Genomic DNA, 13949 nt, shown 5'->3' with positions numbered 1-13949 from the left:
TCAGGGACGGCCCCCGGCCGTGGAGAGGGGTTCGGGGAACGTGAGGCCGAAGACCTCCCGGACGCCGTCGCCGCCCTCGGGCGTGAGGCGCAGGGCGCGCGTGGCGCCGACCGGGACGAGCCACGCGCGGCCGGTCAGGTACCGCAGCACGGCCTGGCCCGCGACGCCCGCCAGATGCGGGCGGCGCTCGGTCCAGTCGAGGCAGGGACGGGACAGCGGGCGCCGGGTGGGCCGGGCGAGGTCGTCGCCGAGGACGGTGCCGAACCAGGCGCGGCCGTCGGCGGTGAGGGCCAGGTCGACGTCCAGGACGCCGCGTCCGGCCAGCGCGTCGGTGACGGCGACGCCGAGGGTGCCGGCGAGATGGTCGTAGCAGGTGCGGGCGAACGCCAGGGCGCGGTCGGCGCGGTGCTGCCGCAGCGAGCCGGCGGCGGACGGCGGGGGAGGCGCGAAGGCGGTGAGCCGTTCCAGCAGTTCGGCGGCGGGCGCGCCGGACAGCCGCACGTACCGGTGGCGGCCCTGGCGTTCCTGGACGAGCAGCCCCCCGGCGACGAGCAGGGACAGGTGCTCGGTCGCGGTCGACGCGGCGACGCCCGCGTGCCGGGCCAGCTCGCCCGCCGTCCAGGCGCGGCCGTCGAGCAGGGCGGCGCAGATCGCGGCGCGGGTGTCGTCGGCGAGGAGCTTGGCCACGGTGAGCGTCACACCCCCATGGTGGCGCACGGACACTTCGGCGGGCACCGAAACCTCGCGGGCCTAGCGTGTCCGGCGGAAGGGCCGGTGAGCGGTCGCGCGGGCGACACGCGGGAGAACAGAAAGGAAACGTCATCCGTTGTCGCGTCCGATGATTGTTTCGGCGGGTTCCGGTGTCCTGGACCGGACCGTCGCGATAGGGGCGTGATAGGCGGGCCGCGCACGGAAACTGATTCACGTTCGGTTTGAGCGCGGCCCCTGGAGTGCGCTTCGCCGCCGCCGGGCGAACGCGTTCTCACCAGCGCGGGAGGTGTTCCACAGGTGTGGTAGATAGGGCTCCGGCCGCGAGGACTCGTGTCCGAATTAAGCGCATGCAAGCCCCTCACCTGCGGATATGTGCTTTTGCAACGTTCCCAACAGTGTTTTCAAACTCTGGTTCATTCGTTGGTTGAATTCTTGACCCAAGCTGTGCATGGCCGTATCCGGACACCACTCGCCGCGCGAGGTTACCGACGGGTACATCCTCGCAGGTAGCACGCCCTTTCCGGTGCCCGGCACGGCGTCGGCGGGCGATTTGCGGCGAACTGGATCACTGGGCATAAACTCCGACCGTGTCCCAGTCGAAGGAATTAGAAGACGAAGCCTCACCCGTTCCGGACCGTCGCACGGGAACTGTTCTCGCCCTTTCCTGTGGAACGGTATTCCTGGCCTACCTCGACACCACGGTCGTGAACATCGCGTTCGCGCCGATGCGGGCGAGCTTCCCCGAGGCGTCCACCACCGGCCTCTCCTGGGTGATCACCGCCTACGCCATCCTGTTCGCCGCCCTGCTGATCCCCGCCGGACGCCTCTCCGACGTGGTCGGCCGCCGCCGTCAGCTCCTCGTCGCGACCACGGGCTTCGCCGTGGCCTCCGCGCTGTGCGCGCTCGCGCCGAACCTGCCCGTCCTCATCGCCGCCCGCGCCGCGCAGGGCGCGTTCGCCGGCGGCATGATCCCGGCGGCGCTCGCGGTCCTGCTGCACGAGACGCCGCCGGAGCGCCGCCTGCGCGCGCTCGGCGCCTGGGGCGCGGCGGGCTCGCTCGCCGCCGCCGCCGGTCCCGTGCTCGGCAGCCTGCTCATCGACGCGGTGAACTGGCGCGCCGTCTTCATGATCAACGTGCCGCTCGCGCTCGCCATCGTCTGGGCGGCGGCGCGGACGCTCGGCCCCGACCAGCGCCGGACGCACCGCCTGCCCGACCTCGCGGGCACCGCCCTGCTCACCGCCGGGGTCGGCGCGCTCGTCCTCGGCCTCACCAACGGCGAGCACTGGGGCTGGACCGCGCCGGGGACGCTGCTGTTCACCGTCGCCGGTCCGCTGCTCATCGCCGCCGCCCTGTTCCGCTCGCGCTCGCACGCGGCGCCCGCCGTCGAGTTCGACCTGTGGCGCAGCCGCGACTTCCGCATCGCGAACCTCGTCGCGTTCCCCACGGCCGTCGCGATGTTCGCCTGGCTGCTGGCCACGCCGCTGTTCGTCGCGACCGTCTGGGACTACTCCATCCTCAAGGCGGGCCTGGCCGTCACGCCCGGCGCGTTCGCCTCCGCCGTCGCGGCGATCGGCATCGCCCGCATCCGCCGCCGCGGGCTCCAGCGCGCCGCCGTCAGCGTCGGCATGGTGCTGTTCACGGCGAACGCCGTCTGGCTGTGGCTCGCGCTCACCGACCGGCCCGCCTTCCTGCCGCTCTGGCTCGCCACCGGCCTCCTGGGCGGCACCGGCATCGGCCTGACGCTCACCGGCCTCAACTCCACGGCCGCGCTGGCCGTCCCCCCGGCCCGCTTCGCGACCGGCACCGGCCTGCACAACGCGATCCGCCAGGTCGGCGGCGCGTTCGGCGTCGCCGGCGTCGCGATGATCTCGGTGGCCGCCGCCACCGGCACCGGAAGCGCCGCCTTCCGCTCGATCTTCCTGTTCACCGCGGTCATGAGCGCCGTCGCCGCCCTCGGCGGCCTGGCACTGCTGCGCACCGCGCCGGCGCCCGCGCCCGCGCGCTGACCCGGCCCCACCACGCGAACCTCCTCTCCCAAGGGAAACCATGCGATCACTTTGGGCTGTCCTGCATGCCGCCGCAGGACCGCGAACCGTCCTCCACCTCCCCGCCGAGGACCGCTCGGTGCCGATGCGCCGCCTCCTCGACGACGCCGAGCGCACCGCCGCCCGGCTGACCGCCCCCGGCCGCGCCGGGCTGCTCATGCAGAACGGCGAGCCGTGGGTGCGCGGCCTGCTCGCCTGCCTGCGCGCCGGGACGGCCGCCGTCCCCATCGCGCTGCCCGTCGCGTTCGGCGGGATCGAGAACTACCTCGCGCACGTCCGCCGCATCGCCGCCGACGCGGGCCTGGGCACGCTGCTGGTCGACGCGTCGGTGGAACGGCTGATCCCCGCGCTGCGGGAGGCGCTGCCGGACGTCGACGTCGTCGACATCACCGACGTTCCGGACGCCGCCGGACCGGTCCCCGAGGGCACCGACCCCTACGCGGTGATCCAGTACACCTCGGGCAGCACGTCGCAGCCGAAGGGCGTCGCGCTGACGGCGGACAACGTCGCCGCCGGGCTCACCGTCATCACCGACAGCCTGCGGTGGACCGACGACGACTGCATGGGCGTCTGGCTGCCCCTCTTCCACGACATGGGCCTGTTCAGCCTGCTCAGCTCGTTCTTCAAGGGCGCGGCGGTCTGCCTGTGGCCGACCACCCTGTTCGCGCGCCGCACCCGCGAATGGCTGGTGAGCTGCGCCGCGTCGCCCACCACCGCCGTGCCCATGCCGAACTTCGCCTACGACCTCATCACCGAGTCGGTCCGCGACGGCCTGCCGGACGGCCTGGACCTGTCGCGCTGGCGGCTCACCTTCAACGGCGCCGAGCCCGTCCAGCGGCGCACCATCGAGCGGTTCACCGCCACGTTCGCCCCGGCGGGCTACCGCGCCGAGGCGATGCAGCCCTGCTACGGCATGGCCGAGGCGACGCTGCTCGTCGCGTGGCCCGACCTGGAGGCGCGGCCCGCCGCGCTCGCGGTGGACCGGCACCGCCTCGGGCTCGGGGACCGGATCGGCGTCGTCCCCGAGGAGGACCCCGCCGCGCGCGTCCTGGTCGGCCACGGACCCGCCGTGCCGGGCATCGACCTGCGGATCGACGCGCCCGGCGACGGCCACGTCGGTGAGATCCAGATCCGCGGCGACGCCGTCATGACGGAGTACCTCGGCCTGCCCCGCGAGCGCCAGCCGTTCACCGACGACGGCTGGCTGCGCACCGGCGACCTCGGGTTCGTGCGCGAGGGCGACCTGTACGTCACCGGCCGCCTCAAGGACATGGCGATCGTCCACGGCCGCAACTACTACGCCGAGGACGTCGAGGAGATCGTCCGGCGCGTCCCGGACGCGGGGGTCCGGCGCTGCGCCGCCCTGGAGGCCGGGGGCGACGGCGACGAGCACCTGGCCGTGCTCGTCGAGACGTCGCTGGAGGGCGCGGCGGCGCGGGAACTGGCGCAGCGGCTGGAGAAGGCCGTGAACGCCGACCTCGGGCCGGGCGTGGCGCGGGTCTTCACCGTGGCGCCGCGCACCATCCCGCAGACCAGCTCCGGCAAGGTCCGCCGCCAGGCGGCCCGGGAGCTCTACACGCAGGTCACGACCGATAAGGGGATTGCGGAATGAACGGGAACGCCGAGCAGGCCGTGCTGGAAGCGCTGGGGAAGCGGCTGGGAATCCCGGCGGCGGAGATCGACCCGGACGCGCCGCTGCGCGACCTCCCCGCCATGGAGTCCGTCGTGATGCTGCACGTCGTCGTGGACGTCGAGGACGCCCTCGACGTCACGATCCCCGACGACGTGGCGTTCTCGGCGTCCACGCCGCGGGAGCTGGCCGGCCTGGTGACGGAGCTGGTGTGAGGCTTCCGTTCCGGCAGACCCCCGGGGACCTCGCGGTCTTCGACACCACCGGGGCCGAGGCCGCCGAGCTGCTGCGCGCCGGGCCCGAGGTGGCGGACGAACTGGCCGCCGCCGGGCTCCAGCACCGCCGCGACGCCGACCACGGCCCGCTGTTCGACTACAGCGACGTCGTCAACACGGCGCTGCGCCAGGGCACCGGGATGACCGTGCCGGAGCTGGCGCAGCGGCTGCTCATGCGGTTCGCGGCGGGCGACCCGGACGGCTGGCACACGCCGCTGGAGTGGACGGTCGCCGTGCGCCCGGTCGCGGACCCGCGCGGCGCGTCCTGGCGGTACGCCGTCCCGGACCTGACCGCCGACGGCGTCCGCGCGCTCGACCAGGACGGCGTCGACCCCGGCCCCGACGGACGCCAGGACGGCCCGTACCGGGCCCGGGTCCGGATCACCGGCGACGACCACCGCGTCGGAGACCCCGCCGTGCAGCGCCTGTTCGACGACGTCCTCGGCCCGCTGAGCGCGAGCGAGGTCGTCTACCAGGCGATCGGGGAGCGGCTGCGCGCCGCGCCCGGCCGCGCCTGGACGCTCGGCGTCGCGGACTGCGTCGTCGCGGCCCGCGTCCTGACCGACCGGCTGCGCCGGGCGGGATACCGGGCGCGGACCCGCCGGGGCCTGCTGCTCGGGCCGATCGGCAACGACCACGCGTGGACCGAGGTGTGGGAGGACGGCGCCTGGCGCTGCCTGGACCCGGTCTTCGCCCACCTCGGCGCGACCCACGCGCGCGGCAACGCGGCGGCCTTCCGCGCCGCCTGCCGGGGCGGACGGCTCAACCGGCTGCTGCCGTGCGCGGCCGAGGAGAACGCGCCGCTGATCGCCGCACCCGACGGCACGGCCGCGCCCCAGTGGGCGTTCGGCGCCGTCACCGCGCGCGCCGTCGCCGCGCAGGCCAGTCCAGTGACGAGCAGGAGCATCTGATGGAGACACCGGAGATCATCGGCGGCGCGCTGCCGGACTGGGCGATCGGCACCGGCGGCGACACCCGGTTCACCTGGGACTACGACGGCGGCAACGAACGGCTGCTCAACCTGTACCGCAAGGGCAAGCAGCGGCAGTGGGACGCCGAACTGCGGCTGGACTGGTCCCACGAGGTGGACCCCGACGATCCGCTGGGCCTGCCCGACGAGTTCGTGTGGATCTCCGACTCGGACCTGTGGCGCGACCTGCCCGAGCGGGAGAAGACCACGGTCCGGCGGCACATGGCGGGCTGGCTGTACTCGCAGTTCCTGCACGGCGAGCAGGGCGCGCTGATCTGCTCGTCGAAGGTCGTGCAGACCGTCCCCGACCTGGACGCCAAGTTCTACGCGGCGACGCAGGTCATGGACGAGGCGCGGCACGTCGAGGTCTACCAGCGGATGCTCAACACCAAGATCGGCATCCGGTACGGGCTGTCGACCGGGCTCCGCGACCTGCTCGACACGATCATCCGCGACGAGCGCTGGGACATCACCTACCTCGGCATGCAGGTGATGATCGAGGGGCTGGCGCTGGCGTCGTTCAGCATCCAGCGCGACCGGGTCCGCGACCCGCTCGCGCGGGCGCTGAACGCCTACGTCCTCCAGGACGAGGCGCGGCACGTCGCGTTCGGGCGGCTGGCGCTGCGCGACTACTACCGCGAGCTGTCGTCGTCCGAGCTGCGCGAGCGCGAGGAGTTCGCGCTGGAGGCGTGCTGGTCGCTGCGGGACCGGTTCGCGGGCGAGGAGATGTGGCGCCACCTGGACTACGGCGCCGACGAGTGCATCCGGCTGGCGCGCCGGTCGCCCGCCATGCGCGAGTTCCGCCGCCGCCTCTTCTCCCGGATCGTTCCGACGCTGCGCGACATCAACCTGTTCGGCCCCCGGATGCAGGAGGGCCTGACCCGGCTCGGCGTGCTCGGCTTCAGCCAGCTCGACGGTGCGGAGATCAGCGCGGAGGACGAGCGCATCGCCGAGGAGATCGCCCGGATGGAGATGCTCGGCCGCTCCCGCGAGGTCGCGGACGTGATCGCCCGCGGAGAGAACGACGACGACCGCCGGGACGCCCGGCAGGAGGCCAACGATGGATGAGACGACCGACGAGTACGCGCTGACCACCGACGCCGCCGTCGAACTGCTGGCCGGGGCGCCGTGGCGCCGCATGGTCACGCTCGGGGACAGCGTCGCGGCCGGGATCAGGGAGGCGGCGCCCGGCTACCGCGACCTGTCCTGGTCCGACCGGATCGAAGAGGTGCTGGCGCGGCTGAACCCGGACTTCACCGCGCTGAACCTCGGCGTCCGCGACCTGGTCGCCGCCGAGGTCCGGGAGACGCAGCTCGCCCCGGCGCTGGAGTTCCAGCCCGACCTGGCGTTCGTGATGTGCGGCGGCAACGACATGCTGCGGCCGGGCTTCACCCCCGACGCCGTCCGCGCGGAACTGGCGGGCATCGTGGGACCGCTCCGCGACGCGGGCGCGGACGTCGTGACGTTCGGGATGCTCGACATCACCAAGGCCGGGCTCGTCCCGGCCAAGTTCGAGCGGTACGTCTCGGACAACACGCGGGTGCTGGCCAAGCTCACCGAGGAACTGTCGGACGAGCTGGGCGCGGTGTACGTGCACTTCACCGACCATCCGCTGAGCACCGACACGGGCATCTACAGCAGCGACCGCCTGCACCTGAACGCGCGCGGGCAGGCGTTCGCCGCCGCCCACAAGATGCGCGCGCTCGCGCGGCGGCTGGCCGCCCTGAACGGCACGGGGTGACCGCCGTGGACGATCTGACGACGTCGCTGCCGACCGCGCCGATCATGGCGGGCGCGGCGGCGGTGCGGGAGTGCGCGGCGGTCACCGAGCCGCGCGAGATGTTCCGGCGGCTGGTCTCCGAACCCGAGTCCGAGGCGACGTTCCTGCTGGCGCACCGGGTGCTGGCCGCGTTCCTGCCCGAGCCCGGCGAGGCGGCGACCGCCGCCGAGCTGCTGGCGGAGGCCGCGGCCGTCCGCGACGGCCTGGCCGGAACGCTGGACGATCTGCGCGGCGACCCCGCGACGCTCCGCGAGCGCGCGGCGGTGGGACTGCTGGAGGGCTGCTGGCTGGACACGCTGTCCCAGCCCGCCACCCAGCCCGCCCTGATCGTCAACCGGCTGCTGGAGCAGCACTTCGCGCTGCGCGGCCGGGGCGTGCCCGAGCGGAGCACGGCCGCGCACCGGCGCCGGGCGCTGGAGGAGCGCGGCGTCACGCTGCCCGACCTGGACGCCGCCGACTTCCTCGACCGCGCCGGGGCGCGGCGCCTCACCGTCGTCGCCGCCTGCCTCCACCTGGCGCTGTGCCGGGTGCCCGCGAGCCATCTGCCCGAGGTCGTCGGCGTGTACTGCGCGTTCCGCGTGCTCGGCGTCGACGGCGTGCTGTTCGGCACGCCGCCCGGACCGGACGCGGCGCCGATCCTCACCGAGTACTGGGCGTCGGCGCCGCGCGCCGACCGCGCCCGCGCCACCGCCGCGTTCCGGCTCGTCCTGGAGCTGGAAGCGGCGCTGGTCGGGATGCTCGCGGACGTCGCCGCCTGGGAGCGGGCGCTGCCGCTGGACGGCCACGTCACCCGCATCGTCGCGCGGCACGCCCCTTTCGCGGGCCGCCAGCACGGCCCGGTGCGGGTGGGGCGGCGGCTGCTGTCGGACGCGCTCGCGGACGAGGACGCCCGCCAGGTCGTCTGGGAGCTGCGCGACTCGGAGTACCTGCGCCGCCGCGACGGCGACAGCCCGTTCGTCCGCGCCACCAAGTTCGGCGGCCCGATGTTCGGCGTGTTCGACGAGGCCGAGGCGCGGACGCTCGCCGCGTGGGAGGCGGCGGTCGCGGCGGGCGAGGAGCCCGACTTTGACTTCGAGCCGTGCGCGGCGGGCGACGCGACGGCCGCCCGCTGGGAGGAGGCGCTGCGGTCCGCCGCGCCGCCCGGCGTCGTCACGGGCGGGCCCGCCCCGGCGGACGAACGCCACCTCTTCCACCGGCTCGTCAACGTCGAGCGGTTCCCGAACGTGCTGGACCTGGCCCGCGACCACGTCGCGGAGGTCCTGGACCAGTCCGAGGCGCTGTTCACCGTCGGCGCGCGCGGCAAGTACACCGACGCGACGTTCTTCGAGTACTCGCCCGAGGCGCTGTCGGCCCACGTCGAGAACCTGTACTGGACGAAGCTCGTCGATCCGTACGTGCCGCTCGCGGAGATCCCCGGCCGCGACGCCGTGATCGCCGGGCAGAAGCGGTTCGCGCTCGGCAGCCTCATCGACGGCGCGTGGGCGCACCGCAGCGGCGTCCTCGGCCGCTACCACCGGCGCAGCGAGGCGATGCTGTACGCGGTGCACGCCGACGAGATGGGCCGCGGCGAGGTGCCCAAGAACCACATCCAGCTCATCGGGCAGGTGCTGGCCAGCATGGGCGTCACGCTCCCGCACATCCGGACCGAAGAGTTCCTGGACCAGCGCGAGCTGCCCGACGGCGGCTACCGGTTCGCCGTCTACCAGCTCTGCCTGGCGCTGTTCCCCGACAGCCGCCACCCCGAGATCCTCGGCTACAACCTCGGCATCGAGATGTTCGGGCTCGGCGCGCTGCGGCTGCACGAGAAGCAGAAGCTGGCCGCGCACGGCTTCGACGTCTCCTACGAGGAGGCGCACCTGGCGATCGACAACCTGTCGGCCGGGCACGCCCGGCAGGCCGTGGAGGCGATCGACGCGCACCTGGACCTGCTGCGCCGCGACGCGGGCGCCGACGTCGTCGCCGCCCGGTGGCGGCGGATCTGGCGCGGCTACGCCTCGTTCGCGCTGTTCGTGGAGGAACGGCTCGTCCGGCGGCTGATGGCGGGCGTCGCGTGAGCGCGTTCGCGGGAACCCTGGACCTCCCCTTCTACGACGACCGCCACCGCGACCTGGCCGCCGCCGCGACGGCGTGGTGCGCCGAGCGCGCGGACCTGTGGGAGGAGACGCGCGCCGCGCCGCCGGACAAGGCCGCCGCGCGGCTGCTGCGCGCACTCGGGGACGGCGGCTGGCTGCGGTCGGCCGACCCGGACGACGGCACCGCCGACCTGCGCTCGGTGTGCGTGCTGCGCGAGGTCATGGCGCACGCCGACGACCTCGCGGACCACACCTACGCCGTCCAGTTCCTCGCCTCCCTGCCGATCCGCCGGTACGGGACCGCCGCGCAGCGCGAGCGGTACCTGCCCGCGATGGCGCGCGGCGACCTGGCGGGCGCGTTCGCGGTGTCGGAGGACGGCGCCGGGTCCGACGTCGCGGCGGTCGCGCTGCGCGCCGAACGCACCGACGACGGCGGCTACGTGCTCGACGGCCACAAGACGTGGATCGCGCAGGGCACCGTCGCCGACGTCGTCTGCGTCATCGCCCGGACCGGCGAGGGACCGGGCGCGCTCGGCCTCACCGCGTTCCTCGTCCCGGCGGACACGCCGGGCCTGCGCGCCGAGCCGATCGACTTCATCGCGCCGCGCTCCTTCGCGCGGCTGGAGTTCACCGGCTGCCGGGTGCCCGCCGACGCGGTCCTCGGCCGTCCCGGCGGCGGGTTCGTCGTCGCCATGGACGTGCTGGAGCAGGTGCGGATGACGGTCGGCGCCGCCGCCGCCGGCCTCGCCCGGCGGGCGCTGGAGGCCGCGCTGGAACACGCCCGCGCACGGGAGATCTACGGCGGCCGCCTCTTCGACGTCCCGGCGGTGCGCACCTCGCTCGCGGACCTGGACGTCCGGCTGTCGGCCGCCGCCCTGCTCGTGGGCCGCGCCGCGTGGGAGGCCGATCGCGGCGGACGCGGCGTCGGCGCCCGCTCGGCCGCCGCCAAGCTGTACGCGACCGAGGCCGCGCAGGAGATCGTGGACGGCGCCGTCCAGGTCTTCGGCGCGGCGGGACTGGTCCCCGGCGCGGTCACCGAACGCCTTTACCGTCAGGTCCGCTCGCTGCGCATCTACGAGGGTACGTCCGAAGTACTGCGGTCGACGATCGCGGACACCCTGCCCCGCCCCCGGAACAAGGAGCGCCGACCATGACGCCGCTCGACGCGGTCACCGCCGCCGACCCCTACCCGTACTACGCCGGTCTCGTCGCCGAGCGCCCGTTCGCCTTCGACCCCGGGCTCGGCCTGTGGGTCGCGGCGGGCGCGGCGGCGGTGACCGAGGTCCTGCGCGACCCCCGGCTCCGCGTGCGTCCCCCGGCGCAGCCGGTCCCGCCGGGCATCACCGGGACGCCCGCCGGGGAGGTCTTCGGCGCGCTCGTCCGGATGAACGACGGCGCGGCGCACGCGCGGCTCAAGGAGGTCGTCGCCGCCGCGCTCGCCACCGTCGACCCCGGGCACGCCGCCGAACTCGCGGCCGACGCCGTCGCCGCCGCCGGAGGGCGCCCCGCCCTGGACGAGCTGATGTTCGCCGTCCCGGCCCGCGTCGTGGCCGCGCTCTGCGGGCTGCCCGACAAGGACGCCGACGAGGCCGCCCGCCTCATCGCGGACTTCGTCGTCTGCCTGCGTCCCGACGCCGACGACGCGGCGCTGCGCGCGGCGGACGCCGCCGCCGAACGGCTCCGCGAACTGATGGACCCCGCCGCCCGCCCGGCCGACGGGCTGCTCGGCGCCCTGACCGCCGCCGCCGTGCGCGGCGCCCTGGTCGCCCCGGCCCACGTGACCGCCAACGCGGTCGGCCTGCTGTCGCAGACGTTCGACGCGACGGCCGGGCTGATCGGCAACACGCTGCGCGCGCTGGCCGGCCACGACGGCCGACCGGCCCGGCTGGAGCCGTTCGTCCGCGAGGTCGCCCGGCACGACGCGCCCGTGCAGAACACCCGCCGGTTCGCGGCCGAGGCCACCGACTGCGGCGGGCGGCGCGTCGAGCGCGGCGACGCGGTCCTCGTCCTGCTCGCGGCGGCCAACCGCGACCCGGCCGTCAACCCCGACCCGCACCGGTTCGCGCCCGACCGCGCCGACCCGGCGCTGTTCACCTTCGGCGTCGGCGCCCACGCCTGCCCCGGCGCGGACCTCGCGACGGCGATCACGGCGGGGGCGGTCGGCGCGCTGCTGGACGCCGGGTTCGACCCGGCCGCCGACGTGCCCCGGCACGCCGCCTACCGGCCGTCACCGAACGCGCGGATTCCCGACTTCGCCCGGGAGGTGTCGCGCACCGATGGCTGAACCGCACCTGTGGCTCCGCCACGAGACCTACCCGCACGAGCACCGGACGCCGCTGGTCCCCGGCGACGCCGCCCGGCTCGTCGCGGCCGGGACGCGCGTGACCGTCGAGGAGTCCGCGGCCCGCGTGTTCCCCGACGCCGACTACGCGGCGGCCGGGTGCCGTCTCGTCCCGCCCGGCACCTGGCCGGACGCGCCCGCCGACGCCTGCGTCCTCGGGCTCAAGGAACTCCCCGCGTCGGACGAGCCGCTGCGCCACCGGCACGTCTACTTCGCGCACGCCTACAAGGGGCAGCGCGACGCGGCGGCGCTGCTGGCGCGGTTCGCCGCCGGGGGCGGCGTCCTGCTCGACCTGGAGTACCTGGTGGACGAGCGCGGGCGGCGGCTGGCGGCGTTCGGCCGCTGGGCCGGATACGTCGGCGCCGCGCTCGCCGTCCTGCACCTGGCCGGTCGCCTGCCCGACCCGCTGCGCCCGACGACGCGGGACGACCTGGACGCGGCCCTGGCCGCCGCCGACCTCGGCGCCCGCGCCGTGGTGACCGGCGCGCTCGGCCGCTGCGGCGGCGGTGCCGTCGCGGCCCTGGAGCGCGCGGGCGTGGACGTCTCCCGCTGGGACCTGGCCGAGACCGAACGGCTGGACCGCCGCGCGCTGCTCGCCCACGACCTGCTCGTGCACGCCGTGGGCGTGACCCGGCCGATCCGCCCGTTCCTCACCGCCAGCGACCTGGACGACCCGGCGCGGCGCCTCACGACGGTCGCGGACGTGACCTGCGACGTCGGCTCCGACTGCCACCTGCTGCCGTTCTACGACCGCACGACGAGCTGGGACGACCCGGTCCTGCGGGTCCGCGACGGCGACCCGGCCCTGGACGTGATCGCGATCGACAACCTGCCGTCCCTGCTGCCCGCCGAGGCCAGCACCACGTTCTCGGCGGACCTGACGCCGCTGCTGGAGGGGCTGCCGCGCGGCGGTCCCGTCTGGGAGCGGTGCGAGGACGCCTTCGTCGACACCCTGCGCCGGGAGGCCCGCGTTGGCTGAGATCACCGCGAGCGGAACCGTCCACTGGGTGGGCACCGGCCTGTCCACCGGCCCCGGCGGCCTCCGCGCGGTCGCCGCGTCCGCCGCCGACGTGCGGCTGTGGGGACGCACCCGCGCCCGCGCCGAGGCCCGGACCGACCTCGCCGGCCTGGCCGCCCCGCGCGGCCTGGACGCCGACGACCTCGCCGCCGCGCTCGCCCCCGGCGACGTGCTGGTGTCGATGCTCCCGGCGACCGAGCACCCCCGGCTGCTGGCGCTGTGCCTGGACGCCGGGGCGCACTTCGTGTGCTCCAGCTACGTCTCCGACGCACTGACCGCCGCCGACGCCGAGGCCCGGCGCCGGGGACTCGTCGTCCTGACCGAGTCCGGTCTGGACCCCGGCCTGGACCACCTCGCCGCGCACCTGCTCGTCGCCCGCGCCCGCGAGGCCGTGGGCGACGACGTGGAGGCGGCCGACTTCCTGTCGTACTGCGGAGGAGTCCCGGCGGTGCCGAACGCGTTCCGGTACCGGTTCAGCTGGGCGCCCCAGGGCGTGCTGGCCGCGCTCGCCGCCCCCGCCCGGCACCGGGCGGACGGCGCCGACCGCACCGTCCGGCACCCCTGGGAGGCGGTCCGCACCCTGCGGGTCGGTGACGAGGAGTTCGAGGCGTACCCCAACCGGGACAGCCTCCCCTACATCGCCCGCTACGGCCTGCCGGACGGCTGGCCGCTCCGGACCTTCGTGCGGGGCACCCTCCGCCACGCGGGCTGGTCGCGCGCCTGGGAGCCGGTGTTCGCCACCGTCGCGGAGGGCGACCCCGCCGCCATCGCGGCGCTCGCCGCCGACCTGGCCGAACGGCACCCGACCGGGCCGGACGACCGCGACCGCGTCGTCCTCTCCGTCGAACTGGCCGTCGAGGGCCGCGCGGGCACCTGGCACGAGGGGTACCTCCTCGACGTGACCGGCGACCCGGCCGAATCCGCGATGGCGCGCTGCGTCTCCCTCCCCGTCGCCTGCGGCGTCACCCGCGTCTTGGCGGGCGCCGTGCCGGCGGGCGTCCGGACGGCCGCCCACGACGCCGCCGAGGCCGCGTCCTGGCTCGCCTTCCTGAACGACCACGGACTTTCCCTCCGTCCCTTCCGCGCCTGACCGGCGCCCCCCATTCC

General features: G+C 75.3%; 12 protein-coding genes. 11 read left to right on the top strand and 1 reads right to left on the bottom strand.

Annotated features, from left to right (window positions below):
• Nucleotides 1-699, bottom strand: coding sequence for an ArsR/SmtB family transcription factor (locus C229_RS31235; protein WP_018656887.1), 699 nt, complete (start codon nt 697-699; stop codon nt 1-3).
• Between the two features lie 599 nt (nt 700-1298).
• On the opposite strand from C229_RS31235, the gene C229_RS31230 reads away from it, so the two are divergent.
• The 11 genes from C229_RS31230 to C229_RS0119970 are packed head-to-tail and all read left to right on the top strand — an operon-like array spanning nt 1299 to nt 13932.
• Nucleotides 1299-2717: a DHA2 family efflux MFS transporter permease subunit gene (locus C229_RS31230; protein WP_081639957.1), complete on the top strand. Its 1419-nt coding sequence runs from the start codon at nt 1299-1301 to the stop codon at nt 2715-2717.
• Nucleotides 2718-2757: 40 nt separating this feature from the next.
• Nucleotides 2758-4368 carry an AMP-binding protein gene (locus C229_RS0120015; protein ID WP_033424573.1) on the top strand — a complete coding sequence of 537 codons (1611 nt, stop codon included), beginning with the start codon at nt 2758-2760 and terminating at the stop codon, nt 4366-4368.
• Nucleotides 4365-4601, top strand: a complete 237-nt coding sequence (locus tag C229_RS0120010; RefSeq protein WP_018656884.1) for an acyl carrier protein — start codon at nt 4365-4367, stop codon at nt 4599-4601. The genes C229_RS0120015 and C229_RS0120010 overlap by 4 nt, the downstream gene beginning before the upstream one ends.
• Nucleotides 4598-5572: a transglutaminase-like domain-containing protein gene (locus C229_RS0120005; RefSeq protein WP_018656883.1), complete on the top strand. Its 975-nt coding sequence runs from the start codon at nt 4598-4600 to the stop codon at nt 5570-5572. Before C229_RS0120010 ends, C229_RS0120005 begins: the two co-directional genes overlap by 4 nt.
• Nucleotides 5572-6699: a ferritin-like domain-containing protein gene (locus C229_RS0120000; RefSeq protein WP_018656882.1), complete on the top strand. Its 1128-nt coding sequence runs from the start codon at nt 5572-5574 to the stop codon at nt 6697-6699. Before C229_RS0120005 ends, C229_RS0120000 begins: the two co-directional genes overlap by 1 nt.
• Nucleotides 6692-7372: an SGNH/GDSL hydrolase family protein gene (locus C229_RS0119995; protein WP_018656881.1), complete on the top strand. Its 681-nt coding sequence runs from the start codon at nt 6692-6694 to the stop codon at nt 7370-7372. The genes C229_RS0120000 and C229_RS0119995 overlap by 8 nt, the downstream gene beginning before the upstream one ends.
• A gap of 5 nt (nt 7373-7377) precedes the next feature.
• Nucleotides 7378-9465, top strand: coding sequence for an iron-containing redox enzyme family protein (locus C229_RS0119990; RefSeq protein WP_026313968.1), 2088 nt, complete (start codon nt 7378-7380; stop codon nt 9463-9465).
• Nucleotides 9462-10637, top strand: a complete 1176-nt coding sequence (locus tag C229_RS0119985) for an acyl-CoA dehydrogenase family protein (RefSeq protein WP_018656879.1) — start codon at nt 9462-9464, stop codon at nt 10635-10637. Before C229_RS0119990 ends, C229_RS0119985 begins: the two co-directional genes overlap by 4 nt.
• Nucleotides 10634-11767 (top strand): cytochrome P450, encoded by a 1134-nt coding sequence (locus C229_RS0119980; protein WP_018656878.1) that lies wholly within the window; start codon nt 10634-10636, stop codon nt 11765-11767. The genes C229_RS0119985 and C229_RS0119980 overlap by 4 nt, the downstream gene beginning before the upstream one ends.
• Nucleotides 11760-12803, top strand: a complete 1044-nt coding sequence (locus tag C229_RS0119975; protein ID WP_018656877.1) for a saccharopine dehydrogenase — start codon at nt 11760-11762, stop codon at nt 12801-12803. Before C229_RS0119980 ends, C229_RS0119975 begins: the two co-directional genes overlap by 8 nt.
• Nucleotides 12796-13932: a saccharopine dehydrogenase C-terminal domain-containing protein gene (locus C229_RS0119970; protein WP_018656876.1), complete on the top strand. Its 1137-nt coding sequence runs from the start codon at nt 12796-12798 to the stop codon at nt 13930-13932. Before C229_RS0119975 ends, C229_RS0119970 begins: the two co-directional genes overlap by 8 nt.
• Nucleotides 13933-13949: the final 17 nt, after the last annotated feature.

This window comes from Actinomadura flavalba DSM 45200, from assembly GCF_000374305.1.
Taxonomy (GTDB): Bacteria; Actinomycetota; Actinomycetes; order Streptosporangiales; family Streptosporangiaceae; genus Spirillospora; species Spirillospora flavalba.
This window is presented reverse-complemented; position numbering and strand designations above follow the sequence as displayed.